This window comes from Streptomyces sp. Je 1-4 4N24 (assembly GCF_026239515.1).
Lineage (GTDB): Bacteria > Actinomycetota > Actinomycetes > Streptomycetales > Streptomycetaceae > Streptomyces > Streptomyces nigrescens.
In genome coordinates, this window is the sequence record NZ_CP110836.1 from 1,243,033 (window position 1) to 1,269,096 (window position 26,064).

Here is a 26,064-nt window from a genome sequence, read left to right on the forward strand (position 1 = left end):
CCTTCACCACGACTCGGCTGGAACAGCATGCACCTTCGTGACCTTCCGCACCCCGACCCGGGAGTCCCGGACGTCCGTACGGGCGGCGCCTTCCTCCGGTGGCTCTACAGACAGCAGCTCGGCGGCCAGCTCAAGGCCCTCGCCTGGGGGCTGGTGAACGTCGGTGCCATCGCCGCCTCCCCGCTGCCGGTGGGTCTCGCCGTGCAGGCCGTGGTCGACCGCGACGGCGGCCGGCTCCTCCTGGCCGGCGGTCTGATCCTGGCTTTGGGCGTACTGATCGCGCTCGGCGACACCATGCTCCACCGCGCGGCCGTCACCAACTGGATCACCGCCGTCGCCCGGATGCAGCAGCTGCTCGCCCGAAAGACCACGGAACTGGGCTCGGCCATGACCCGTCGGGTGGCGGCCGGCGAGATCGTCACCATCAGCACCGGCGACCTGGAAAAGATCGGCTGGTTCGTCGAGGCCCTCTCCCGGTTCGGTGCCGCGGCGCTGATCACGGTCGGTGTCTCCGTCGCCCTGGCCGTCTACCAGCCGGAACTGGGCGTCCTGGTGGCCCTCGGCGTACCCGTACTGGCGCTGGCCGTCCTGCCGCTGCTGCCGCCCGCGACCCGGCGCGCCGACGCCCAGCGCGAGAAGGCCGGCCAGGCCACCGAGCTGGCCTCCGACACCGTCGCCGGGCTCCGCGTCCTGCGCGGCATCGGCGGCGAGGAACTCTTCCTCGGCCGCTACCGCAACGCCTCGCAGGAGGTGCGCAAGGCCGCCGTCCGCAGCGCCCGGATGTGGTCACTGATCTCGGCCGTCCAGGTACTGCTGCCGGGCCTGCTGCTCATCGCGGTGGTCTGGTACGGCGCCCGGCTCGCCCTCGACGGCACCATCGCCGTCGGCGATCTCGTCACCATCTACAGCGCGGTCGCCTTCCTGCTCTCCCCGCTCCGGCGATTCGAAGAGATCGCCCAGGCCTACTCCTTCGCCAAGCCCTCGGCGAAGCGCACGGCCCACGTCCTGGCGCAGCACCGGCCGGCCGGCGGACGGACCGGGGACGAGGGGGCGACGCCCACCGGCGCTCTGCACGACCCGGTCAGCGGTCTGACCGCCCCGGCCGGCCGGCTGACCGCGGTGGTCTGCGGCGACCCCGACGCCGCGGGCCGGCTCGCCGAACGCCTCGGCGGCCACCCGGCGCAGGCGGAACAAGACGGAGCGGGCGGAGCCGAGCTGTCCGTGGTCCTCGGCGGCACCCCGCTGGACGACCTGCCGCGGGACGCCGCCCGCCGGGCCGTACTCGTCCAGGACAAGGACCCGATGCTGCTCTCCGGCACGCTCGCCGAGCTGCTCGACGTACCGGGCTCCGGGCAGGTGGACGCACAGGACGCGCTGGCCGCGGCCCAGTGCGGCGATGTGCTGACCGCACTGGCGCAGGCCTCGGCCGACGACTCGGGAGACCCGATGCTCACCTACATCACCGAGCGCGGGCGGTCGTTGTCCGGCGGGCAGCGACAGCGGCTGGCGCTGGCCAGATCGCTGGTCACCGACCCGGAGGTGCTGGTGCTCGACGAGCCCACCAGCGCCGTCGACGCACACACCGAGGCCCGGATCGCCGACGGTCTGCGGACGGTCAGGACCGGGCGGACGACGGTCGTGTTCACCTCCAGCCCGCTCCTCCTGGACCGGGCCGAGCAGGTGGTGTTCCTCCAGGAGGACAAGGCCGTCGCCACGGCCACCCACCGCGAACTGCTGCACAGCCACCCCGCCTACCGCGCGGTCGTCACCCGCGAAACGGACCCCGAGCCGGCGCTGTCGACCGGCCAGACCGAGGAGACCGCATGATCGGCCTGGCGCCGCCGGACCACGATCCGGACGCCCCGCAGACCCTCACGACACTCCCCGTCGGCTCACCGGCAACCGTCCGCGGCTACGTCGGCGGCCTGATCCGCCGCCACCGCAGGGCGTTCACGGTACTGATCGCCGCGAACACCGCCGCGGTGATCGCCTCCATGGCCGGCCCGTATCTGCTCGGCGGCGTCGTCGAGCAGCTGTCCGCGGTCGACCGCGACCTCCAACTGGAGCGCACCATCGCGGTGTTCGCCGTCGCGCTGGCCGCGCAGACGCTGTTCGTGCGCATGGTCCGGCTGCGCGGGGCGATGCTCGGCGAGCGGATGCTGGCGGATCTGCGGGAGGACTTCCTCGTACGGTCCGTGGCGCTGCCGCCGGGCGTACTGGAGCGGGCCGGCACCGGCGATCTGCTGTCGCGGATCACCACGGACATCGACCGGCTCTCCAGCGCGATGCGCGAGGCCGTACCGCAACTGACCATCGGCGTGGTGTGGGTGGCGCTGCTGATCGGCGGGCTGACGGTGACCGCGCCGCCGCTGGCCCTGTCCGTGGTGATCGCGCTGCCACTGCTGATCGTCGGCTGCCGCTGGTACTTCAAGCGGGCGCCGAGCGCCTACCGTTCGGAGGCCGCCGGTTACGCCGCGGTGTCCGCCGTGCTCACCGAGTCCGTGGACGCGGGGCGTACGGTCGAGGCCCACCGGCTGGGCGCCCGCCGGATCGCGCTGTCGGAGCGCCGCATCCGGGAATGGACCCAATGGGAACGCTTTACGCTCTTTCTGCGCTCGGTGCTCTTCCCCGTGGTCGAAATGACCCATGTGCTGCTGCTCGCCGCGGTGTTGCTGCTCGGCGGCGCCTTCGTCCTGCAGGGCTGGATGAGTCCCGGCCAGCTGACGACGGGGGCGCTGCTGGCACAGATGATGATCGAGCCGCTCGGCATGATCCTGCGCTGGTACGACGAGCTGCAGGTGGCCCAGGTGTCCATTGCGCGCCTCGTCGGCGTCCGGGAGATCGCACCGGAGGCCACCGACGCGGACCGGCGCCCGGACGGCCGGGACGTCCACGCCGACGGGGTGAGCTTCGGCTACCGCGCGGGCGTCGATGTGCTGCGCGAGGTCTCGCTGCGGGTCCGGCCGGGGTCCCGGCTGGCACTGGTCGGGCCGTCCGGCGCCGGCAAATCGACGCTGGGCCGGCTGCTGGCCGGTATCTACGGACCCCGCGTCGGGAGCGTCACCCTGGGCGGCGCCGAGCTCTCCGCGATGCCCGCCGAGCGGATCCGCGAGCACGTGGCGCTGGTCAACCAGGAACACCACGTCTTCGTCGGCTCGCTCCGCGACAACCTCCTGCTGGCACGCACCGGAGCGGCCGACGCCGAACTGTGGGCCGCGCTCGGCGCGGTGGACGCCGACGACTGGGCGCGTGCCCTGCACAAGGGGCTGGACACCGAGGTCGGCTCGGGCGGACACACCCTCACTCCCGCCCAGGCACAACAGATCGCGCTGGCCCGGCTGGTACTGGCCGATCCGCACACTTTGGTGCTGGACGAGGCGACCTCCCTGCTCGACCCCCGGGCGGCCCGCCACCTGGAGCGCTCACTGGCCAGAGTGCTGAACGGCCGCACGGTCGTGGCCATTGCGCACCGACTCCACACCGCACATGACGCCGATGTGATCGCCGTCGTCGAAAACGGCCGAATCAGCGAACTGGGCAGCCACAACGAACTGGTCGCCGCCAACGGCGCATACGCGGCACTTTGGCGGTCCTGGCATGGCTGATGCGGGGGGGGCTGGCGAGGGGTGGGCTGGGGGCGGTGGCGGAATGGGCTGGGGTTGGGGTTGGGGGTTGGGTGTGGTGGCGGGGAGGGGGCTGGACTCGGTGACGGAATGGGTCGGCTCCGGTGACGGTGCGGCCCGGGGGCTGGGCGTGGTGACCCCGGAGCGGCCCGGGTCCGGTGACGGAGCGGGGCGGGGGCTGAGCGTGGTGACCCGCGGGACGGCCCGGGTCCGGTGACGGAGCGGGGCGGGGGCTGAGCGTGGTGACCCGCGGGACGGCCCGGGTCCGGTGACGGAGCGGGGCGGGGGCTAAGCGTGGTGGCCGGGAGGGGCCTGGCGTTCCACGACGGCCCAGAGGTTGCACCGGAGCCGTCAGGTGGTCAGAGCCCGGCCTGGTCAGGGCAGGACAGAGCCGGCCTGCTCCAGGCAGGACGGCGACCGGCCTGGCCAAGGCACAAAATCCCGCCCAGGCACGCCGGTCCGGGCGGGGACCAGGTCAACCGGTGATGCCGGCACCGGACAGCGGCGCAGACCTCATGAAGTCTGCGCCGCCGGTTCGGGATGCGGGGCGGGTCAGCCGACGGAGCCGCCGCGCATGGCCTTGCGCAGGTCGCTCGTCTGCTGAGCAAGGGTCTTCAGATCGACCTTCTTGAGGGAGGGCGAGGACGCGTCGCCCACCCCGATCACGTCACCGACCGAGGTGCTGTCGGCCCAGACACACAGGGGGATATAGGAGCCGCCGCCCTTGGAGATCCCGCAGCGCAGGACGGCTCCCTTCGCGTCAGGGTCCTGGAGATCGAAGTCCTTGGGCGCGACGGCCATCTCGTTGGGGGCGAAAGCTGCCTGCACCCGCTGCGCGGGGTTGGACACCGTCCCCCCACCGGTGTGGACACCCAGGACGACCGAGGGACTGTTCTTCGGGTGGTAGACCGAGTCGACCTGGGTCAGACCCTTCAACTCCGGGTACGACGAGGGGTCCCGCTTCGCCGGCGGGTACATCTGCGCAGTGGCCTTCGCGTCGTAGCGAAGTTCAGCCGGCGTCGACTTCACCACCTTGGGGATTGCCAACTTCGCTCCGTCGGAGGTGTTCTCCCCCTGCCCCTGCCCCTGCCCCTGGCTCTGTCCCTGGCCCTGACTCTGCCCTTGCCCCTGTCGCGCCTCGGTGTCGTCGCCACCACCGAGCATCGACCACGCCAGGAAGCCGCCCCCGGCGAGCAGCACGACGGCCGCCAGGACGACGGCCAGGATCAGTCCGGTGCGGCGCTTCTGAGGAGGCGGAGGTGGAGGCTGCGGAGCGAAGCGCGCGCCGCCCCCCTCGTAGCCCGGCAGTCCGGTCGGCGGCGTCGAGCCGTTCTGCGGCGGAACCGGTGCGCCGGGGTATGGCGGCTGCGGGGCGCCATACCCGGGCTGCGGCATCTGCGGCGGCTGGTGAGTCACAGTGGTCGGTTCCCTCATCATCATGGGTTGCAGGAGCCTGGACATCCTTCCGCACCCCTTGCAGGCGCCGACGTCAGGGTCCTGGTGTAGGGCGACTTGGGCAGGTACTTAATCCGCAGACGACCGCGTTGCCGAGCGGGCCGTCTGACTCACCTTGGGACGCATGCCGCCCCTACGCTCCGTACATCAATCCGGTCGAGGGCAGCTGTGCACACGTGAGGACGGCCCGCTGGCCCAGCTTGGCACCGGCGCCCGCACCCGCACCCGCACCCGCACCCGCACCCGCACCGAGCTGATCAGCCTGCCCCGATTCCAGCAGGGCAGGCCCTAGCCAGCCCAACCCCGGGTCCCCGCAAGGGTGTTGTGTGCCCACGGAATGTCGTTGTCGAGCACGTATGGAATCCCATACAGCACCTGCCGGTCGGCCAGCAGCTTGCGCCCTCGGCCCGGGGGACGGAACCGGCGCTCCTTTCGCGGGAGCAAGGGATTGACCAGCTCCCACAGCTCATCCGACACCCTGCACGGTGGCGTTCCCACGACGGGCCGACACCGAGCACACAGCCCGGACGCGCCTGCCGGCCCAGGTCCACCTCATTGCGTCAGGGCGTCAGGGCGACAAGGCGACAGCGCGACAGGGCCTCGTGACCGATACCGCCGCATCGGCGCTCTGCTGCTGCGCGGCGCGCGTCAGGGGGAAGACGCCGCACGCTCGGCATCAGGTACACACCAGATGCCCGATGTAGCCGCGTGCGAGATGTCAGATGTAGCCGAGTGCGCCCAGACCGCCGAGGCCGCCCAGCACCATGAACAGCGGCATCAGCACCTTCAGCTCCACCCAGCTGCCGGCCTTGAAGCGCATGCCCTTGGGCGGGCCGAGGGGGTACCAGCGCTTACGGCCTATCGGGATGGGCCACAGGACGGGGCAGCCCGAGACGGTCAGGGCATCGCCGATGTCATGGACCAGCGCGCCGAGGACGACCGGCAGGCCCAGCCAGAGGTACTGCTGCCCCGGCTCGGTGAACAGCCAGCTCGCACCATTGCCCGGCTGGTCGAGAATGCCGGCCAGGATCCAGGCCGAGGCCGCACCCAGCAGCCACACCAGCACATCGCTGGACACCCGTGCCGCCCGCCACAGCAACCCCTCGATGGCGAGCACCATATGGACGAAGAGGATGCCGAGGACCGCCCAGCGGCCGCCCTGCATCGCCAGCAGCGACATCCCGCCACCGACCAGCACGGCCCACACCCAGGTGTGAGTGAGCGTGCGGTGACCTCCGTTGCGGTTCGAGTCCCCGCGCATCTTGGTCGCCTTGTAGACGGCGTGCGAGATGGCGTCGACCGCCTCGCACAACATCCGCGACAGCGGGCCGAAGGCCCGCGAGATGGTCGCGGACTTGTGGTCGAGGTCCGGGGCAAGCGCCGCTCCGGCACAGATCAGAGCCCCACAGACGAGCACCGGCCAGGGCATCGGGTGTCCGGCGGCAGCCGCCGCAGCGCCCACCCCCAGCCAGGCCGCGGCCCCGGACAGCGAGTGCGCCGGTCCCATCATGGTTCTTCCCACCCCTTGTTCTCTTGCGCATGTCCACCTGCGCGGTTATGTGGCTCTCGCACTGCTGAGCCGCGCCGCTGACGCCCGGTCGGCGACTCAGCGTAGCGCCAGATGATCTCCGCACGAGGAGGGGGTGAGCCAACTCCTGTCCCACCTGATGGGGACAGCCCACTCCAGCTGCACGGGGGAATGCGCTGCTTGCGAGGCGCTGTCTGCCGATCCCGCACTTCTGACGCTGCGTCACTTTCTGGACATGGCGCAGCCACAGCGCATTGTTGGGGCGAAGGACTCGGAGGCAAGGGTCAGGGGCGGGAAGGGGCAGGGCAGACCAAGAGGTGGGCAGAGTCGGGACCGAGAGGGGGAGAAAGACCGGCGGACAAAGGAGACGAGGGGCGCAAGCGGGGATGGGGTGGAGCGGGAGGTGAACCGGGGCCTGAGAAGGGGCGAGCAAGGCCCGGGGTGAAGGGAACCAGCAGGGGGGAGGGTAGGGGCGAGGCGGGCTGGGATGGCAGCGGTTGAGGGCGGGCTCGCGACCGGGCCGAGGTGGGGTGGGGTGGGGTGGGGTGGGGTGGGGTGGGCGGTATCCCGAGGCCTCCCCTCCCCTCCCCCCGCCTCCGCCACCACCCCCGCCTCGACTCCATCTCCCGATCAGTCGGCGCCCCAATCAGTCGGCGCCCCGACCAGTCGGTGCCCCAATCAGTCGGCGCCCCGATCGTGGGACGCCCCGATCGCGGGACGACGCCCCAACCCCTCACCCCAGCGACACAGAACGGGAACCTCCGCACAGCTCAGCAACCACCGCACCCCGGGTGATCTCCGCCACGCACCGAGCGCACCGCCGCACGAAGCGGGATCAGCGATGACGACAGTGCGTCCGCAGTCGTGTACGGGTTGTAAAGACCTTGCGCGGAAGCCTCCCTGGATGCCGGGGCTGTCGGGGCTACCGGGAGCCGGAAGGGGGCGTCACCGCCTTCCTTCCGTGGGCGTCGCGGGTTCACTCGCCCCGACGCGGGGCGGCCGGCTATCGGGCCCGGAGGTCTACGTTCTTGCAGGTCAGGGGGGATTTCGCGGTGGCGGGTGGGGCTGCGGCGAGGGGCTTTGCGGGGAGGGGCGGGCCGCAGGGCGAGTGGTTTGTGGGGGTGTCGATCTTCGGCCGGGCTTCCTCTGGGCCGCCGGTTCCCTGATCTGGGCCGAAGACAGGCAGTATGGGGGGCGTGACCCTCATCGATCATCTGCCGAACGACGCCGACCCCGATGCCCTCTTCGAAGCCTTTTCGGGCTGGGCCGAGCAGCAGGGCATCGCGCTCTACCCTGCCCAGGAGGAGGCGCTGATCGAGGTGGTCTCCGGAGCGAACGTCATCCTGTCCACCCCCACCGGCTCCGGTAAGAGCCTGGTGGCGGCCGGCGCGCACTTCACCGCTCTCGCCAATGATCAGGTCACCTTCTACACCGCGCCCATCAAGGCGCTGGTCTCGGAGAAGTTCTTCGATCTGTGCAAGATGTTCGGCACCGAGAACGTCGGCATGCTCACCGGCGACGCATCGGTCAACGCCGACGCACCGGTGATCTGCTGCACCGCCGAGGTGCTCGCCTCGATAGCGCTACGGGACGGCAAGGACGCCGACATCGGCCAGGTCGTGATGGACGAGTTCCACTTCTATGCCGAGCCGGACCGTGGCTGGGCCTGGCAGATTCCGCTGCTCGAACTGCCGCAGGCGCAGTTCATCCTGATGTCGGCGACGCTCGGCGACATGTCGCGCTTCGAGGGGGACCTGACCCGGCGCACGGGGAAGCCGACGTCGGTCGTGCGCTCGGCCACGCGGCCGGTGCCGCTGTCGTACGAGTACCGCACGACGGCACTCACGGAGACACTCACCGAGCTGCTGGAGACCCGCCAGTCTCCCGTCTACATCGTGCACTTCACTCAGGCCGCCGCCGTGGAGCGGGCGCAGGCCCTGATGAGCATCAATATGTGCACACGTGCCGAGAAGGACGAGATCGCTCAGCTCATCGGCAACTTCCGGTTCACCACGAAGTTCGGACGCAACCTGTCGCGGTATGTCCGCCATGGCATCGGCGTGCACCACGCCGGCATGCTGCCGAAGTACCGCAGGCTCGTCGAGAAGCTGGCGCAGGCGGGTTTGCTGAAGGTCATCTGCGGTACGGACACGCTCGGCGTGGGTGTCAATGTCCCTATCCGTACGGTGTTGTTCACCGCGCTGACCAAGTACGACGGCTCGCGGGTGCGGACGCTGCGGGCGCGGGAGTTCCATCAGATCGCCGGCCGCGCCGGCCGGGCCGGCTTCGACACCGCGGGCTTTGTGGTCGCGCAGGCTCCCGAGCATGTCGTGGAGAACGAGAAGGCGCTGGCGAAGGCGGGCGACGACCCCAAGAAGCGCCGGAAGGTGGTGCGCAAGAAGGCGCCGGAGGGCTTCGTCAACTGGGGTGAGAACACCTTCGAGAAGCTGATTGCGTCCGATCCGGAGCCGCTGAACTCCCGTTTCCGGGTGACGCACGCGATGCTGCTGTCCGTGATCGCCCGGCCGGGCAATGCCTTCGAGGCGATGCGCAAGCTCCTCGAGGACAACCATGAGCCGCGCAAGAACCAGATCAGGCACATCCGGCGGGCCATCGCGATCTACCGCTCGCTGGTGGACGGCGGGATCGTGGAGCGGCTGGCGGAGCCGGACGCGGAGGGCCGGATCGTCCGGCTGACCGTGGATCTTCAGCAGGACTTCGCGCTCAACCAGCCGCTGTCGACGTTCGCCCTGGCCGCGTTCGACCTCCTCGACCCCGAGTCGCCGTCGTACGCGCTGGACATGGTCTCGGTGGTGGAGTCCACGCTGGACGATCCGCGGCAGATCCTGGCCGCGCAGCAGAACAAGGCCCGGGGCGAGGCGGTCGCCCAGATGAAGGCCGACGGCGTCGAGTACGAAGAGCGCATGGAACGGCTCATGGACGTCGAGTACCCCAAGCCGCTGGAAGAGCTGCTCTTCCACGCCTACGGCCTCTACCGCAAGAGCCACCCGTGGGTCGGCGACCACCCGCTGTCGCCGAAGTCGGTCATCCGCGATATGTACGAACGCGCCATGACCTTCACGGAGTTCACGTCCTTCTACGAGCTGGCGCGCACCGAGGGGATCGTGCTGCGCTACCTGGCGAGTGCGTTCAAGGCGCTGGACCACACCGTGCCGGACGATCTGAAGTCCGAGGACTTCGAGGACATCATCGCCTGGCTGGGCGAGATGGTGCGGCAGGTCGACTCCAGTCTGCTGGACGAGTGGGAACAGCTCGCCAATCCGGAGGTGGAGACGGCGGAGCAGGCCGCGGAGCGGGCGGATCAGGTCCGGCCGGTCACGGCCAACGCGCGGGCGTTCCGTGTGCTGGTGCGCAATGCGATGTTCCGGCGGGTGGAGCTGGCGGCGCTGGACAAGGTCGAGGAGCTCGGCGAGATGGATGCCGATTCCGGCTGGGACGTGGACGCCTGGGGCGAGGCGATGGACGCCTACTGGGACGAATACGACGAGCTGGGCACCGGTCCGGATGCGCGCGGCCCGAAGCTGCTGCAGATTCAGGAGGATGCCGAGCACGGACTGTGGAAGGTGCGGCAGACTTTCGCCGACCCGAACGGTGATCACGACTGGGGCATCTCCGCGGAGGTGGATCTGGCCGCCTCCGACGAGGAGGGGCGCGCGGTCGTGCGGGTCACGGACGTGGGTCAGTTGTGAGGCGGCGGCTTCGGCCGAGGCCGCCGAGGGATATGACGGAGGGCCACCGGTCATGACCAATCCTGCCGAGAAGCTGGTCGATCTGCTGGATCTCGAGCAGATCGAGGTGAACATCTTCCGGGGCCGCAGTCCCCAGGAATCGCTGCAGCGGGTCTTCGGCGGGCAGGTCGCGGGCCAGGCGCTGGTGGCGGCCGGGCGGACCACGGAAGGGGACCGCCCGGTCCACTCGCTCCATGCGTACTTTCTGCGGCCCGGCCGGCCGGGGGTGCCGATCGTGTACCAGGTCGAGCGGGTCCGCGACGGGCGGTCCTTCACCACGCGCCGGGTCGTCGCCGTCCAGCAGGGACGCACGATCTTCAATCTGACCGCCTCCTTCCACAAGCCGGAGCCCGGCTTCGATCATCAGTTGCCGATGCGTCGGGCGGTGCCCGACCCGGAGGATCTGCCGACGGTTGCGGACGAGGTCCGCGAGCGCCTGCGCGATCTGCCCGAGGGGCTGGAGCGGATGGCGCGCAGGATGCCGTTCGAGATCCGGTATGTCGACCGGCTGCGCTGGACGCCGGACGAGATCGAGGGTGCGGAACCGCGCAGCGCGGTGTGGATGCGCGCGGTCGGGCCGCTGGGCGACGATCCCCTCGTCCACACCTGTGCGCTGACCTACGCCAGCGATATGACGCTGCTGGACGCCGTCCGCATCCCCATCGAACCGCTCTGGGGGCCGCGCGGGTTCGACATGGCCTCGCTCGACCATGCGATGTGGTTTCACCGTCCGTTCCGCGCGGACGAGTGGTTCCTCTACGACCAGGAGTCGCCGATCGCCACCGGAGGCCGGGGGCTGGCCCGCGGGCGGATCTACGACCGGGAGGGCAGGCTGCTGGTCTCGGTCGTCCAGGAGGGGCTGTTCAGGAAACTCGGCGGCTGACCGGGGCGGGTGGCGGAGGTCGCGGCGGCGGGTTTCCGCAGCCGTCCCGGGTCTTCCCTGCGGGCCGTTTCGAGCTCGCGGGAGAGGTTGACGCGGTACCACATCACCTCGTCGAACTCGTCCGCCGTCAGCACGCGTTCGAAGGATTCCCGGGCGGCCGGGGTCACCGTGATCACGGAGGCCAGAACGGGCCGTAGCCGGCGCAGCAGGGACCGCTCCCGCGGGTCCTCGGCCACCGAGGCCAGTTCCTCCGGGGGCAGCACGGCGGCGATCACCGCTGCCGCTTCCCAGGGATCGTCGGTCTGCCCCATGAGCTGGGCGACCCGTCGGCTGCGCCACTGGCGGGCCCGCCAGTCCTGTCCGCTGTCGAGCATCACCCGCATCGCCGCAGGGGTGTTGCCCCGCATCAGGTCGGGTTCGCGGTCGGCGAAGTCGGTGACCTCGGCCGCGAGATAGAGCCAGACCACCGCGCCGTAGCGGTTCACATAGAACCTGACGGGGCCGAAGCAGCCGGCCCGGGTCAGGCGCACGACCCGTCCGGGGCCGATGCCCATCAACTCGGCCGCCTCGTTGGTGCTGACCGTGCGGATCCGTTCGCGGAGCGCGTCGGGGAAGCCCGGCTCGGCCTGCAGTCGGGCGATCTCCTCCGCCGGGACCCGGCGTCGGCCGAGCGATCCGCCGGCTCCCGGCCGGCCGACGGTCCCGGCCAGGACCGTCCGCACCTTTCCGAGCTGGGTGGCGAGCTCCAACTCGCCGGTCCTCAGCTCCAGTTCACGGGCCGCTCGCCCCATGGTGAGCGTCTGCTGCCCGTCGCACATCACTGTCATGTCGGTTCCCCCGCAACTCGGTCGATCACTGACAGTGACGACTGTAGCCGCAGGCGATGACAGTGGGTCAACCCCCGCCTCAGACCTGTGGATAACTTTCCGGCTGGCGGACCGCGACGCCCAGATGCTCGCCGACACGGTTGACCAGCAGCGTCATTTCGTAGGCGACCTGGCCCAGGTCGGCGTCGGCTCCGGCCAGCACGCACAGGCAGCTGCCGTCCCCCGCCGCCGTCACGAACAACACCCCGTCGTCGAACTCGACCATGGTCTGGCGCACCCGCCCGATGCCGAAGTGGAGCGCCGACCCCTTAGCGAGGCTGTGCAACCCCGAGGCGACCGCCGCGAGATGCTCGGCGTCCTCCCGCTGCAGTCCCTCGCTCGCCCCGGTCACCAGGCCGTCGTTGGAGAGCACCAACGCGTGCCGCACCTTCTCCACCCGTTTGGTCAGGTCGTCCAGCAGCCAGTCGAGTCCGCTGCTCAATGCCATTGCTGCTTCCTCCCCGTGTCTGAGCCCGCGCTCTTGGCCGGACCGCAGCCCGTGGTCCGTTCAAAGGCTGCCCTGCCAGCCTGTCCCACCTCCGCCGTCTCGGCAAGCGGCCCCACGGCCCGGCGTGCCACGCGGCGCCGGTTCGTGCCGCATGGCCGAGGATGTCGGCATGGCACACAAGATGACGAAGGACGAGTGGCAGAGGTTCCTTTCCGAGGGCACCCGTACCGGCAAGCTGGCGACGGTACGGGATGACGGCGGCCCGCACGTCGCCCCGGTGTGGTTCCTCATGGACGGTGACGAGCTGGTGTTCAACACCGGGGAGGAGACGGTCAAGGGCCGCAACCTCGCCCGCGACGGCAGAGTGGCACTGTGCATCGACGACGACCGGCCACCGTTTTCCTTCGTGGTGGTACAGGGCGCCGCGGAGATCAGCAGCGAGCTGGCGGATGTCCGTCACTGGGCGACCCGGATCGCGGCCCGCTACATGGGCGAGGAGCAGGCGGAGGAGTACGGCGCCCGCAACGGTGTTCCGGGCGAGCTGGTGGTACGGGTCAGGATCGACAAGGTCATCGCGCTGGCGGACGTGGCGGGCTGAGGGGCATGTGGCGCGGGCCGTCCGGCGCCGCGCCACATGCCGCCGCCGGTCATCCCACCGAATCCAGCACCCTGGCGGAGTGCCGCCGCCCCGCGTGCTCGACGAGCCGCACCAGCACTTCCTTGCCGGAGTCGCGGTCCCTCGCGTCACAGAGCACGACGGGGGTGCCGCGGTCCAGGTCCAGCGCGCGGGCCACCTCGTCGGCGCCGTAGGAGCGGGACTCCGCAAAGCAGTTGACGGCCACCAGGAACGGGATCGCGCGGCGCTCGAAGTAGTCGACCGCCGGGAAGCAGTCCTGCAGGCGCCGGGTGTCGGCCAGGACGACGGCGCCCAGTGCGCCCTCCGACAGGTCGTCCCACAGGAACCAGAAGCGGTCCTGCCCCGGGGTGCCGAAGAGGTAGAGGGACAGGCCCTGGCGGATGGTGATGCGGCCGAAGTCCATCGCCACCGTGGTGGTGCCCTTGCGGTCCACTCCCCCGGTGTCGTCGACCGTCTCACCCGCCTCGCTGAGCCGTTCCTCCGTACGCAGCGGGTGGATCTCGCTGACCGAGCCCACCAGGGTTGTCTTGCCCACGCCGAAGCCGCCCGCGACTAAGATCTTCAGGGTCAACTCGGCGTCGAGGCCCGGGGCTGCGCCCTCCGGGGCCCCTTGTGCGGCGTTCATCAGCCGTCTCCTCCAGGATGCAGGGTCCTGCGCGTCATGGGGTATGCGGATCCATGGCTCGACGGGGGGAGCCTTCGGCGGCAGAGGACCGCCCGAAATCCATGGCGAGGAACGTATCGCCCGCTGACAGGGATTTTCTCGAAAATGCCAAAGCCGTCACGTCTTCCGATCAAGAAGCCCATGTACCTCCGAATTCGTGATAGTTGGCCCCTGGCGAGGCGGAGCGACACGGGTCACCGGCCCCGGTGACCGGCTCCACGGGTGCCCTGTGCGCCTGCACCGCCCGCCTCGCCGACCGTCGCACTCCCGGAGGAGCCCGATGACCGACCACCACGCCGACCGTCCGCACGAGGTCCGTACGTTCTTCGCGTCACGCGCCGCCACCTGGGACGCGAAGTTCCCCGACGACGGCCCCGCCTATGCGGCAGGCGTCGCCGAACTGGGCCTCCAGGAAGGCGAGCGGGTCCTGGACGCCGGCTGCGGTACGGGACGCGCGCTGCCCGCGCTGCGGGCGGCCGTGGGACCGCGAGGAACGGTGCTGGGCGCCGATCTCACGCCCGAGATGCTGCAGGCCGCCGTCCAGGCCGGGCGCGACCGTGACGCGGCGCTGCTGCTCGCGGACGTGGCCCGGCTGCCGCTGCCCGACACCGCGCTGGACGCCGTCTTCGCCGCGGGTCTCCTCTCGCATCTGCCGGACTCGGCGGGCGGTCTCACCGAACTCGCCAGGACCGTACGCCCCGGTGGCCGGCTGGCTCTCTTCCACCCCATCGGGCGGGCCGCCCTCGCCGCGCGCAAGGGCCGCCCGGTCACGCCCGACGATCTGCGGGCGGCGCCGAATCTGCGGCCCCTCCTCACCGACTGCGGCTGGGAACTCGTCCGGTACGAGGACGAGGACGCCCGCTACCTGGCGCTGGCGGTCCGCCGGGGATGACGGCACGCGGACAGCACCGGTGTCTCAGGACGCCGCCGGGCCCTCCCCGTGCGGAACCGGGCAGCTGCCGGTGCGGCGGGAGGCGGGGAAGGTGCCGAGCTCGGCGACCCGGAAGCCGTTCGGATAGCCCTTGATCTCGGGGTTCTGGCGGGCGTAGTGCGGGGTGCGGCGGGGCGGCAGCAGCCGTACGGCCTTGGCGCGCAGCTTCAGGGCGGTCCGTACCGCCTTCTGGACCGCCGGCTTGGGCCGCTCGTACCGGAAGGCGTGCAGCAGCGAGTCGTCCAGGAGGGCCATGCTGGCACCGCGCACCACCGGGGCGAGCGGGCCGTACCACCCCGCCATCAGGTCCAAGGTCGCGTCCGAGACCCTTCGCGCGCCCTCGTCCCAGCCGAAGTGCGCCTCCTCGTAGGCATCGAGGCACTGCTCGAAGTCCTCGTAGGTCTGCGGGAGTTCGGTGATGCCCATATGGCGGCCGAGGGTGCGGTAGTAGGTGGCGACGGCATGCTGCTCGTGGGCGGTCAGCCGCCGCCAGCCGTAGTCGTCGAGCCACCGTTTGGGCACCACCACGAAGGTGCACAGGACATAGCGCATGTCCTCGTTGCTGATGTCGTAGCTGCGGTGCATCTGGTTGATGCGGCGGATCGCCGTCCGGCCGTCGTCGCTGTCGAAGCCGTGCTCGACGACGGCGTCCAGGAGGAGCGCGGTGTCGTCATAGCGCTTTTGGGTACGGTCCGTCAGCTCCGCCGTCTCGGCGAGCAGCCGGCCGATGCTCGGCACGGCATAGGTGCGGTAGAGCGCCAGCTCCAGGGCGCGGGTGAGGTCCCAGGGGAATTCATGGGTCGCGATGATGCGGTAGATCCGCAGGAAGTCGCGCTCCGGGTCGAGCCGCCGGATCTCCCTCAACCAGTCGTAGCGCCGCACCTGACAACCGTCCCTTCGTTCGCCGAAGCGCCAATTTTACGGGCGTGGGCGGCACTTGAACGGTGCAGCGGGGCGTCAGATCACGTCGCGCGGTGGCCGGAATCAGTCACGCCGGGAGGTCTCCCATGAGTGCTTCGGCACACCGGCCGGCTGCCGACCGCCGCGGGTGCCGCGCCCCGGGGTACGCGCGTCGGCACCGTAGCGGTCGGTGAGCGTGGGATCCACCACCGCCAGCGCCGCCTTGACCGGCATGCCGGTGCGGCCGGCGAGCGCCAGCCGCTCCTTGACCTCGCGTGGTGTGCGCGGCCGGTAGCCCGGCCCCGTACCGCAGCATCCGCCGTGGAAGGTCAGCCCGGCGCGCAGCACAGCCTCCAGCGCACGCCAGCCGGCCGCGTCGCGCCGTTTGGGCACCGCCACATCCGCGCCCGCGTTGATCAGCTCACCACGGCACTGCGGGCAGTGGCCGGGCCCCTGCGAGACCGGCGTCTTCTTCCACGCGGCCCGGCAGGCCAGGCACACAAAGTGCATCCGGCGGCTGTAAAAACACATCCACGCAGCGTACGGCTGGTGACAAGCCCGTACCAAGCCAATTAGGGTGCGCCGACGTACTCCGCAATGGACCGATGGGGAGGCCCGCGTGCCCACGACCGAGAGCGCCGACAACGACCAGTTGTTCGTGCTGACGGCGGTGCTGCTGACGCCCGCGCAGTTCCCGAGCGTGCTCGGCGACGACTACCCCGAGGTGTGCACAGGGCTGGGCCTCGAACCGTACGCGGAGGGCTACGGGCTGGTCCTCGGTCAGGACGGCGACGGGGCACGCTGGACCGTGGTGACGGAGGATGTGTCACTGGTCGCCTGCGCGATCGCGGCCTGGGACTGCGGCATGGAGTACGACCTCTCGCCCGGCGAGAACAGCATCGTCGGGGCGCTGCCCGGCTGGCCGCTCGCGCTCGCCGTAGCGGCACCGGGTGTGCCGCAGCCGCACGACCCTGAGCCGCAGGAGGGCGACCCGGCACCGCTCACCCCGCCGGACGCCGAGGAGTGGGGGCCGGCGCAACGGCGGCTCGGCGCGGACGAGATCGCCATGCAATGGGCGGCGTGGCGTGATCAGGTGGAGGGCGACGTCAGCTTTGCCGAGCCGGGTGATCAGGCGCACAAGGGGGTGCGGCGGGTGCTGGAGGAGGCCCGCGGCTATGTGAACGATCCGCCGCCGCCCGGGCGGGTGCGGTCGTCGTTCGCGGCCGGTGAGGCGCGCACACTGCGGGTTGACGGGCCTGGTTGGAGCATGGTTGCCCGTACCGATGACATCGCGTTCGTGCTGCTGGACGAGGAGCCGGGCGAGGTCCATCCGGTGGGCCGCGGCCCCGAACTGCCCGGCCTGCTGACGTCACTCGACGAGCTGTCGACGCGGCCGGTCTGACTCGCCGGTTCGCGGAGCGTTGCGGCAGGTGGGGTTGGGGCCTTGCGGGTCTCGTGCGGGCCGCTTGGGCGGTGCGGCTTGGGCGGTGCGGCTTGGGGCGGTGCGGGGTGCGTGGCTGCCGTCCGGCTTTGTGGGGGCTGGGGCCGTGCGGGATCCGTGTCTGCCGTCCGGGTCCGTGGGGGCTGGCGCTGTGCGGGTTGCGTGGTTGCCGCGGGGGTCGGAGGGGACGCACCGGCACCCGTCCTCGGCGCGGGCGACGCGGGTCCATGGGATTGATTGCCCCGGCGTTCGCTCCGGTCCTGCGGGCGGGCCCCGGTACATCCCCTCCAACCATTCAGCGTTGCCGACTGCGGCCCGGTGACACCGTCCGTTACGACCCAGACCCTGGCCGCGCCCAACGAGCGGCCCGGCCAGGTCCCTGCCAAGACCTGCTGCGTACGGCCGTGACGGTGATCGGTACGGCGGGAGAGCCGCGCACGTACGGCGGTCGGAGGGGATGTCCGGTGAGCCGCCCGCAGGACCGGAGCGAACAACGGGGCTCCCAACCTCCGGGACCAGGGCCGCCCGCGCCGAGGACGGGTTACCGGGCGTCCCCTCCGACCCACCACCCACAACCCGTAGGCGAAACGGCCCCAGCCCACGGCAACCCCGCACCAACCCCGGCCCCAGCCCACGGCAACCCCGCACCAACCCCGGCCCCAGCCCAGGGCAACCCCGCACCGAAGCCAGCCCACGGCAACCCGCGTACGTTCAGCGGCCGAGCTGTTTGCGGCTGACGCGGCGCAGGCGGCGTCGTTGGGAGGAGTCGAGTGTCAGATACGCGACGGCCGGGATTCCGACCATGACCAAGAGGGCCGCCCAGAAGGGCAGCAGCCACAGCAGGATCACTCCCACCGCGACCCCGCCGACCGCGACCTTCGCCTGTGTGGACATCCTTCACGCCCCTTCCGCGGCGCATGCCGCGCTCTGTGTACTCCATTGAACGCCGTTTTCGCGCTGCAGGTTCCTTCCAAGGGTGCGCTGTCATGTACCCTCGGGCGCTCCAGTCGCCAGTAGTCAAACTTGAGGAGTCTAGGACCCAGTGACATCCCTTCCCGCGGTCACCCCCGCTCAGCTCTCCGCACTCGCGCAGTGCGCAGCGGTTTTCCTGCCGTCGGATCCGCCACGGGCCGGGCGGATCGCCTTCTGGCGGCCTGATGGTGAACCCGTGGGGGACGCGTCGCTGGGCGTGGCCCTGCCGGACGACGACGGCGGGGTCTCCTTGTGCGAGGTTCCGGCCCTGGTACTGACGGTGGCCGACGCGGTGCCGGTGCTCACCCGTGCGCGGGCCGGCCGCGACGCCCATCCGGCTGCCGCCTTCTGGGGGGCCGCCTCCGTACTGGCGCTGCAGCTCGCGGCCCGTGGCCGGATACTGCCCGGGGTCAGCCCGGCCGGATACGACGCCTGGCGGCTGGGGCCGCTCGACCCGGAGGACCTGGCGCGGCTGCGCGATCTCGCCGCCGCGATGCCGCCGTACGCCCACGCCGCCCCGCTCCCGGACACCGACCCGTTGCAGCTGCCGGATCCCGAGCGGCACGTCCGGGCCTTCCTCGACGCGGTGGCGGACGGGCTGCCGCGCTCCCCCGGCGCCGCGCTGGCGACCGGAGCGCCGGCCTTCGCGGTGACCGCCCCGCAGCACATCCCCGAACAGCGCGCCTGGGCCGCTGACGTCGCCGCGGGGCACGACGCGGGCGTACGGATCTCCCTGCGGGTGGAGGTGCACGGCGCGCAGGCGGTGGAGGCGATGGCCCCCGATGGGCGGGGCGGGGAGCAGCCCGGCGAGGCGGATGCGGCCGGAAGCCGGTTGCGCGGCGATGCGGCCGGTGGCGCCGGCGCTCGGTCCCGCTTCACGTTCAAGGCCGTTCTCCAGTTGCACAGCCTCACCGATCCGACGCTGGTCGCGGATGCCGCGGAGGTGTGGGCGGGGGCTTCGACGGCCGGGCAGGCGTTCGGGCCGCGGGCGCGGATGGACACGCTGCTGACGTTGCGCCGGGCAGCGGACGCCTGGGCGCCGCTCACCCCGTTGTTGTCCGCGGCGGTGCCCGATGCGCTGGATCTTGCCGACGAGGAGATCGCCGAGCTGCTCGGGCCGGCCGCCGGTGCGCTGGCCGCCGCCGGGGTGCAGGTGCACTGGCCGAAGGAGCTGGCGCGCACGCTGAGCGCGCGGGCCGTGGTGGGGCCGCCGGAGGCGGGCGGCGGTGACGAACCCGAGGGGAGGGGCGCGGGGCTGCCCTCGCTGTTGTCGGCGGATGCCCTGCTCTCGTTCAGCTGGCGGTTCGCGGTGGGGGACCAGGAGATCGACAGGGCGGAGCTGGACCGGCTGGCCGAGGCGGGGCGGCCGCTGGTGCGGCTGCACGGTCAGTGGGTGCTGATCGATCCGGCGGCGGTGCGGGCCGCCCGGGACCGGCAGGAGCGTAAGGTCACGCCGCTCGATGCGCTCGGCGCCGCGCTCACCGGCAGTGTCGAGGACGGGAACGGCGGCCGGGTGGAGGTGGCGGCCTCCGGCTGGCTGGCCCGGCTGCGCGACCGGCTGGCAGACCCGGAGGGCGGCGACACCACGCCGGTCCGGCAGCCTGCGGCGCTCACCGCGACGCTGCGCGACTACCAGCTGCGCGGGCTCGGCTGGCTGCACCGGATGACCTCGCTGGGGCTGGGTGCCTGTCTCGCCGACGACATGGGGCTGGGGAAGACGATCACGCTCATCTCCCTGCATCTGCACCGGCAGACCGCTCCCGAGTCGGCCGGTCCCACCCTTGTCGTCTGCCCCACCTCCCTCATGGGCAACTGGCAGCGGGAGATCGAGAAGTTCGCGCCGGGCACCCCGGTACGGCGCTTCCATGCCGGGAGGCGCAGTCTGGCGGAGCTGGCGGACGGCGAGTTCGTGCTCACCACGTACGGGACGATGCGGGTCGATGCCGGGAAGCTGGCGGAGGTGGGCTGGGGGCTGGTCGTCGCCGATGAGGCCCAGCACACCAAGAATCCGTTCTCCGCGACCGCCAGGGCGCTGCGGACCCTGCCCGCCAAGGCCCGGGTGGCACTGACCGGTACCCCGGTGGAGAACAATCTGTCGGAGCTGTGGGCGATCCTGGACTGGACGACACCGGGACTGCTGGGGCCGCTGGGCCGGTTCCGTACGCACTATGCGCAGGCCATCGAGGGCGGTGCGGCGGCGTCCCCGGAGGCGGGCGCGGCGGCCGAGCGGCTGGCCCGGCTGGTGCGGCCGTTCCTGTTGCGCCGCCGTAAGTCCGATCCGGGGATCGCGCCGGAGCTGCCGCCCAAGACGGAGACCGACCGTGCGGTGGCGCTGACCAAGGAGCAGACCGGGCTGTACGAGGCCGTGGTGCGCGAGGGGCTCGCCGAGATCGCCGGGACGGACGGCTTGGCCCGCCGCGGGCTGGTGGTCAAGCTGCTCACCTCGCTCAAGCAGATCTGCAACCACCCCGCGCAGTACTTGAAGGAGGGTGGCCCGGCGAAGGACGGCCGCGCGGCGGGAGCGGTGCGGATCGCGGGGCGTTCGGGAAAGGTCGAGCTGCTGGACGAGCTGCTGGACAGCATCCTCGCCGAGGGCGCGAGCGTGCTGGTGTTCACGCAGTATGTGCAGATGGCGCGGCTGTTGGAGGGGCATCTGGCGGCGCGCGGGGTGCCCACGCAGTTCCTGCACGGCGGGACGCCGGTGGCCCGCCGCGAGGAGATGGTGCGGTGCTTCCAGGACGGGGCGGCGCCGGTGTTCCTGCTGTCGTTGAAGGCGGCGGGTACCGGTCTGAACCTCACCAGGGCGGCGCATGTCGTGCACTTCGACCGCTGGTGGAATCCGGCCGTCGAGGCGCAGGCCACCGACCGCGCCTACCGCATCGGGCAGACCCAGCCGGTGCAGGTCCACCGGATCATCACGGAGGGCACGATCGAGGACCGGATCGCCGACATGCTCTCCCGTAAGCAGCAGTTGGCCGATGCGGTGCTGGGGTCCGGCGAGGCCGCGCTGACCGAACTCACCGACGCCGAGCTGGCGGATCTGGTCGCACTGCGGGGGAACGAACGATGAACACGCCTGGAGATGAGGGACCGATGTACCTGGACGAGGGGGCTTCCGCTGCCGCTGAGCGGACGTTCGAGGCATTGCCCGCGGCCCGTGGGCGGGCCTTTGCCCAGAGTTGGTGGGGGCAGGCGTGGCTCAAGGCGCTGGAGGACACCGCGCTGGACGGCGCGCAGGTGAAGCTGGGCCGGCGGCATGCGCGGGCCGGTGCGGTCGGCGCGGTGTCGGTGCGCCCCGGACGGATCACCGCGGTCGTCCAGGACCCTGACCATACGCGGCACCGGTCCGATGTCCTGCTGCAGCAGTTGAGCGCGGCGGACTGGGACCGCTTCCTGGACATGGTCGCGGACCGGGCCGGGCACATCGCGGCGCTGCTGGACCGTGACATGCCGCCGGTCCTCGTCGAGGACGCCGCCGCGGCCGGGATCGAACTCCTGCCGGGCATCGGGGACCTGGAGCCGGAGTGCAGCTGTGGGGCCTGGGACCACTGCGCGCATTCGACCGCGCTGTGCTACCAGTTGGCGCGGCTGCTGGACCAGGACCCGTTCGTCCTGCTGCTGATGCGCGGCCGGGGTGAGCGGGAGCTGCTGGACGAGGTGCAGGCGCGCAGCGCGTCGCGGGCGGAGCTGCCGGTAGGCGAGGCCGCGGCGGCGGAGCGGTCCGGTGCGGGGGTGCCGGCGGCCGAGGCGTATGCGGCGCGGGACATTCTGCCGCCGCTGCCCGCGGCACCGCCGCCGGTCGCCGCGCCGGGTGCCCCGCCGGTGCTCGGTGGCGGCACCCCGCCCGCGCCCGGGGTGGAGGTGGCGGCGCTGGAGTTTCTGATCGGGGACGCGGCGGCGCGCGCCCAGGGGCTGCTGGCGGATGCGCTGTCCACCGGGCATCCGGACAGTCCGCCGCCGCCCGTTCTGGCGCCCGCCCAGGATGCGGTGCGGCTGGCGGCGGCCGGTCCGGGCGCGGTCATATCGGCGCGGCTGGCGGCCGGTTCGGGGCGGGATGCGCGGAGTCTGGCGTCGGCCGTACGGGCCTGGGAGCTGGGTGGCGCGGCGGGGCTCGCGGTCCTGGAGGAGGAGTGGACACCGGAGCCGGAGGCGCTGGCACGGGCCACCGGCCGGCTGGCGGCCGCGTGGGAGGACGAGGAGACCCGGCCGCGGCTGCGGGTCACCCGTAACCGCTGGACGGTCGTGGGCGGCGCGGCCCAGTTGCGCTACGGGCGGGACGGCCGCTGGTGGCCGTATCGCAGGGAAGGCGGGCGGTGGGTGCCCGCGGGTCCGGCCACGGACGATCCGGCGGGCGCGCTGGCGGGGGTGTCGGCGGAGGAGTGAAGAGGCACGGGGTGGGGCGGGGCGGGGTCAGCTCCGTCCTCCCCTGCGCCGCGGTGCGCGGCTGTGCGTCGTACGAAGAGTTCGTGCAGGTCGCGGGCGGCCTTGGGGACCGCTGGGACAGAGGGAGTTCTTCGGCGGCTCTGTGCAAGGAGCCGAGGCGGGTGACGGCCGCAATGTGTTCGAGTTGCTCGATCCCCATGCACCTCACCGGCGATCCGGCGCCGATCGTGAAGCTCAGCCCGTTCGCCGTCCAGGGTCGGCCGCTGACCCGGGGCCGGACGGACGGCTTCCCGGCCGCTGTGGCCCGATCCTCCCCATCCGGCTGCGCCGTGCCGCCGCGCATGGTTCGCTGAACTGATCCCCCACGCCAGGCACGCCGCCCGCAGCAGGAGGACCAGTGACCGGCACCCCGCCGCACACACCGCACCCCATGCCGTCCGCACCGCCCGCACGGACCCCCGACGGGACGGACCACGCACCGCACCACCCCGGCCGGCCCCGGCAACTCCCGTACTACGAGGACCGTTCGCCGGGAAGCGGGGCCCTGCCGCCCCGCGCCTGGTACGCGCGCTCGGACGCCGCCCGCATCTCGCTGCACGGCACCTGGCGTTTCCGGCTCTCGGCAGGCGCCACCACCGAGGACGACGCGTTCGCCCGGCCCGACTTCGACGACTCGCAGTGGCAGGAGCTGCGGGTGCCCGGCCACTGGCCGCTCATGGGACGCTTCGCCGCCGAGGGCTCCTACGGGGGCGGTGACCGGCCGCAGTTCGGCGGGGCGCCCGCCTACACCAACACCGCCTACCCCTTCCCGGTCGATCCGCCGCGGGTGCCGGACGAGAACCCGACGGGAGATCACCGGCGGCTCTTCGATCTGCCGGAGGGGTGGGGGGGAGGGCCCGCGGTGCTGCACTTCGGCGGGGTGGAGTCCTGCGCCCGGGTCTGGCTCAACGGGGTGGAGCTGGGCCATTTCAAGGGCAGCCGGCTGCCGCACGAGTTCGAGGCAGGGCATCTGCTGCGGCCGCACCGCAATGTGCTGGCGGTGCGGGTGCACCAGTGGTCGTCGGGCAGTTATCTGGAGGACCAGGACCAGTGGTGGCTGCCCGGCATCTTCCGGAACGTCTCGCTCCATCGCCGTCCCGAGGGCTCGGTCGCCGACCACTTCGTCCACGCCGGATTCGATCACATCACGGGCCACGGCACCCTGCGGGTGGAGTGCGAACCGGCCGGCCGGGTGACCGTCCCGGCGCTCGGCCTCGATCTGGCGACCGGAGAGAGCGCCACGGTCCCGGTCCGTCCCTGGACGGCCGAGGAACCGCACCTCTACGACGGGGAGTTGGTCACCCCCGGCGAGCGGATCCCGCTGCGGATCGGCTTCCGTACGGTCCGCGTCGAGGGCGGGCTGCTGAAGGTCAACGGCCGGCGGATCCTGCTGCGCGGCGTCAACCGCCATGAGTTCCATCCGCGCTCCGGACGCACTCTCGGCCCCGAGACGATGCGCCGCGATCTGCTGCTGATGAAGCGGCACAACATCAACGCGGTGCGCACCAGCCACTATCCGCCGCACCCCGCCTTCCTCGATCTGTGCGACGAGCTGGGCCTGTGGGTGATCGACGAATGCGATCTGGAGACACACGGGTTCGCCCAGCAGGGCTGGCGGGACAATCCGGTCGATGACGCGCGCTGGGAGCCGGCGCTGCTCGACCGGGCCCGGCGGATGGCCGAGCGGGACAAGAACCACCCGAGCATCGTGCTGTGGTCGCTGGGCAACGAGTGCGGCACGGGGCGCGGGCTGTCCGCGATGGCCGCGTGGATGCGCGAGCGCGACCCGTCCCGCCCGCTGCACTACGAGGGCGACCGCAGCTGCGCGGACACCGATGTCTACTCGCGGATGTACGCCGACCACGCCGAGGTGGAGCGCATCGGGCGGCGCGCGGAGGAGCCGCTGTCCGACCCGGAACTGGACGCGCGGCGGCGGGGGCTCCCGTTCCTGCTGTGTGAGTACGCGCATGCCATGGGCAACGGTCCCGGCGGACTGAGCGAGTACCAGCGGCTGTTCGAGCGTTATGAGCGCTGCCAGGGCGGTTTCGTCTGGGAGTGGATCGACCACGGGCTGCGGCAGCGGACCCCTGCCGGTGAGGTGTTCCATGCCTACGGCGGCGACTTCGGCGAGGAGCTGCACGACGGCAATTTCGTCTGCGACGGGCTGGTCCTGCCCGACCGGGTGCCCTCCCCCGGCCTGCTGGAGTTCAAGAAGGTCATCGAGCCGGTGCGGATCGAGTCCGGGGGCGCCGGCGCCGGGGCGGCGCACACGGTCCGGATCACCAATCTGTACGACTTCGCCGGCCTCGGCCACCTCGAATTCCGCTATGTCTACGAGGTGGACGGCATACCCCATGGCCACGGCTGGCTGGAGGTACCCCCGTTGGCGCCCGGCGCGTCGGCCACGGAGGAGCTGCCGGAGCCACCGGAGGACGAGCCGGGCGACGACGGGGAGCGGATCTGGACGGTCCAGGCCGTCCTGGCCGAGGACACCGCATGGGCGCCCCCCGGGCACGAGGTCGCCTGGGGCCAGGTGGCCGCACCGCGCCCCGCCGCCACTCCCCCGGCGGCCACCGCCACCCCGCGCCGCGGAGAGGGCAATGTGATCGTCCTCGGTCCGGGGACCTTCGACGCCACCACGGGAACGCTCGGCTATCTGGACGGCGTGCGCCTCGACGGGCCCCGGCTGGACGTGTGGCGGGCGCCGACCGACAACGACGAGGCCGCGCCCTGGCAGCCGGAGCCACGGCCGGCCACCGAGTGGCGACGGCTCGGTCTGCACCGGATGCGGCACCGCGTCGATGCCGTCGAGACCGGCCCGCGGTCCTTGGTGGTACGCACCCGGGTCGCCCCGGCCGGGACGTCGTCGGCGCTGCGCACGGTCTACCGCTGGACGGCCCGACACGACGTGCTGCGGCTGGAGTTGAGCGTCGATCCGGAAGGCGACTGGCCGGTTCCGCTGCCGCGGCTGGGGGTGCGGATGCGGGTGTGCGGCAGCCTGGGCCTCGCCACCTGGTTCGGCGGCGGGCCCGGTGAGGGCTATCCGGACACCCGGGCCGCCGCCCGGGTCAGCCGCTGGTCGATGCCGGTGGACGCGCTCCAGACGCCCTACGTCCGGCCGCAGGAGAACGGTGCGCGGCCGGGGGTGCGCTGGGCGGAGCTGACCCGTACGGACGGCTCGGGCCTGCGGATCGAGGGTGACCCGGACTTCTTCTTCGCCGCCCGCCGGTGGCCGGCTGAGGAGCTGACCGCGGCCCGCCACACCACGGATCTGCGGCCCGGCGAGGATCTGTGGGTCCATCTCGACCATGCTCAGCACGGCATCGGCAGCCAGTCGTGCGGGCCGGGGGTGCTGCCGCAGCACCGGCTGGAGGTGGCGCCGGCGCGCTTCTCGTTCGTGTTCTCATCGCTGGGCTGACCCCCGCGCGCCACCGTGCGCCGGTCGCACTGTCCGGGCCGGCGCACGGTGCCGTACGCACGATGGCGCCCCGGAGCGTGCGCGCCGGCCGGGGATACGATCTTGAGTGAGGCGTGGGTACCCGCGC

At 71.8% G+C, this 26,064-nt stretch carries 18 protein-coding genes and 1 pseudogene; 10 read left to right on the forward strand and 9 right to left on the reverse strand.

Annotated elements, in window-relative coordinates; all coding sequences use genetic code 11:
* Positions 1-27: 27 nt before the first annotated feature.
* Together SLV14N_RS05195 and SLV14N_RS05200 are read left to right on the forward strand one after the other, a co-directional pair.
* Complete coding sequence (locus SLV14N_RS05195) at positions 28-1,827, forward strand: ABC transporter ATP-binding protein (protein WP_263268314.1); 1,800 nt, start codon at positions 28-30, stop codon at positions 1,825-1,827.
* Entirely contained in the window at positions 1,824-3,605 is a 1,782-nt protein-coding gene (locus tag SLV14N_RS05200) for an ABC transporter ATP-binding protein (RefSeq protein WP_263268316.1), read from the forward strand. The genes SLV14N_RS05195 and SLV14N_RS05200 overlap by 4 nt, the downstream gene beginning before the upstream one ends.
* A 570-nt stretch (positions 3,606-4,175) precedes the next feature.
* Here SLV14N_RS05200 and SLV14N_RS05205 read toward each other — a convergent pair.
* From SLV14N_RS05205 to SLV14N_RS05215, 3 genes and pseudogenes are all read right to left on the reverse strand, one after another.
* Positions 4,176-5,039 (reverse strand): hypothetical protein, encoded by an 864-nt coding sequence (locus SLV14N_RS05205; RefSeq protein WP_263268317.1) that lies wholly within the window; start codon positions 5,037-5,039, stop codon positions 4,176-4,178.
* A 330-nt stretch (positions 5,040-5,369) separates the two neighbouring features.
* Positions 5,370-5,576 (reverse strand): annotated as a pseudogene (locus tag SLV14N_RS05210) (transposase); the annotation flags it as partial.
* A gap of 220 nt (positions 5,577-5,796) precedes the next feature.
* On the reverse strand, positions 5,797-6,588 hold the full coding sequence (locus tag SLV14N_RS05215) for a metal-dependent hydrolase (protein WP_208679946.1): 792 nt from the start codon (positions 6,586-6,588) through the stop codon (positions 5,797-5,799).
* Between the two features lie 1,214 nt (positions 6,589-7,802).
* Between SLV14N_RS05215 and SLV14N_RS05220 the strand changes: the two genes are divergently transcribed.
* On the forward strand, positions 7,803-10,316 hold the full coding sequence (locus SLV14N_RS05220) for an RNA helicase (RefSeq protein ID WP_263268319.1): 2,514 nt from the start codon (positions 7,803-7,805) through the stop codon (positions 10,314-10,316).
* A gap of 52 nt (positions 10,317-10,368) precedes the next feature.
* On the forward strand, positions 10,369-11,238 hold the full coding sequence (locus tag SLV14N_RS05225) for an acyl-CoA thioesterase II (protein WP_018088563.1): 870 nt from the start codon (positions 10,369-10,371) through the stop codon (positions 11,236-11,238).
* Here the strand turns inward: SLV14N_RS05225 and SLV14N_RS05230 are convergent.
* Both SLV14N_RS05230 and SLV14N_RS05235 read right to left on the reverse strand, forming a co-directional pair.
* The gene (locus SLV14N_RS05230; protein WP_263268321.1) at positions 11,169-12,065 is read right to left on the reverse strand and encodes a DUF6397 family protein; all 897 of its coding nucleotides are present in this window, start codon (positions 12,063-12,065) and stop codon (positions 11,169-11,171) included. The two genes, SLV14N_RS05225 and SLV14N_RS05230, sit on opposite strands and share 70 nt — an antisense overlap.
* Before the next feature lie 79 nt (positions 12,066-12,144).
* On the reverse strand, positions 12,145-12,552 hold the full coding sequence (locus tag SLV14N_RS05235) for a roadblock/LC7 domain-containing protein (protein ID WP_208679948.1): 408 nt from the start codon (positions 12,550-12,552) through the stop codon (positions 12,145-12,147).
* 169 nt (positions 12,553-12,721) lie between these two features.
* Here SLV14N_RS05235 and SLV14N_RS05240 point away from each other — a divergent pair, with 169 nt between their 5' ends.
* Complete coding sequence (locus SLV14N_RS05240) at positions 12,722-13,150, forward strand: PPOX class F420-dependent oxidoreductase (protein WP_208679949.1); 429 nt, start codon at positions 12,722-12,724, stop codon at positions 13,148-13,150.
* Positions 13,151-13,199: 49 nt separating this feature from the next.
* Here the strand turns inward: SLV14N_RS05240 and SLV14N_RS05245 are convergent, their stop codons facing one another.
* Positions 13,200-13,814 carry an ATP/GTP-binding protein gene (locus SLV14N_RS05245; RefSeq protein ID WP_018088559.1) on the reverse strand — a complete coding sequence of 205 codons (615 nt, stop codon included), beginning with the start codon at positions 13,812-13,814 and terminating at the stop codon, positions 13,200-13,202.
* Between the two features lie 319 nt (positions 13,815-14,133).
* Here SLV14N_RS05245 and SLV14N_RS05250 point away from each other — a divergent pair, with 319 nt between their 5' ends.
* On the forward strand, positions 14,134-14,745 hold the full coding sequence (locus SLV14N_RS05250; protein ID WP_263268324.1) for a class I SAM-dependent methyltransferase: 612 nt from the start codon (positions 14,134-14,136) through the stop codon (positions 14,743-14,745).
* A gap of 24 nt (positions 14,746-14,769) precedes the next feature.
* Here SLV14N_RS05250 and SLV14N_RS05255 read toward each other — a convergent pair whose 3' ends face one another.
* A complete protein-coding gene (locus SLV14N_RS05255) occupies positions 14,770-15,666 on the reverse strand; it encodes an oxygenase MpaB family protein (protein ID WP_263268326.1) in 897 nt (298 codons plus the stop codon).
* Between the two features lie 102 nt (positions 15,667-15,768).
* On the reverse strand, positions 15,769-16,215 hold the full coding sequence (locus tag SLV14N_RS05260; RefSeq protein ID WP_263268328.1) for a hypothetical protein: 447 nt from the start codon (positions 16,213-16,215) through the stop codon (positions 15,769-15,771).
* Positions 16,216-16,303: 88 nt separating this feature from the next.
* Here SLV14N_RS05260 and SLV14N_RS05265 point away from each other — a divergent pair, with 88 nt between their 5' ends.
* Complete coding sequence (locus SLV14N_RS05265) at positions 16,304-17,086, forward strand: hypothetical protein (protein ID WP_263268330.1); 783 nt, start codon at positions 16,304-16,306, stop codon at positions 17,084-17,086.
* A 750-nt stretch (positions 17,087-17,836) separates the two neighbouring features.
* Here the strand turns inward: SLV14N_RS05265 and SLV14N_RS05270 are convergent.
* Positions 17,837-18,019, reverse strand: coding sequence for a hypothetical protein (locus tag SLV14N_RS05270; protein WP_042161392.1), 183 nt, complete (start codon positions 18,017-18,019; stop codon positions 17,837-17,839).
* A 148-nt stretch (positions 18,020-18,167) separates the two neighbouring features.
* Here SLV14N_RS05270 and SLV14N_RS05275 point away from each other — a divergent pair, with 148 nt between their 5' ends.
* From SLV14N_RS05275 to SLV14N_RS05285, 3 genes are all read left to right on the forward strand, one after another.
* Positions 18,168-21,167, forward strand: coding sequence for a DEAD/DEAH box helicase (locus SLV14N_RS05275; RefSeq protein WP_263268333.1), 3,000 nt, complete (start codon positions 18,168-18,170; stop codon positions 21,165-21,167).
* Positions 21,164-22,480: an SWF or SNF family helicase gene (locus SLV14N_RS05280; protein WP_263268334.1), complete on the forward strand. Its 1,317-nt coding sequence runs from the start codon at positions 21,164-21,166 to the stop codon at positions 22,478-22,480. The genes SLV14N_RS05275 and SLV14N_RS05280 overlap by 4 nt, the downstream gene beginning before the upstream one ends.
* 397 nt (positions 22,481-22,877) lie before the next feature.
* On the forward strand, positions 22,878-25,937 hold the full coding sequence (locus tag SLV14N_RS05285; protein ID WP_263268335.1) for a glycoside hydrolase family 2 TIM barrel-domain containing protein: 3,060 nt from the start codon (positions 22,878-22,880) through the stop codon (positions 25,935-25,937).
* Positions 25,938-26,064: the final 127 nt, after the last annotated feature.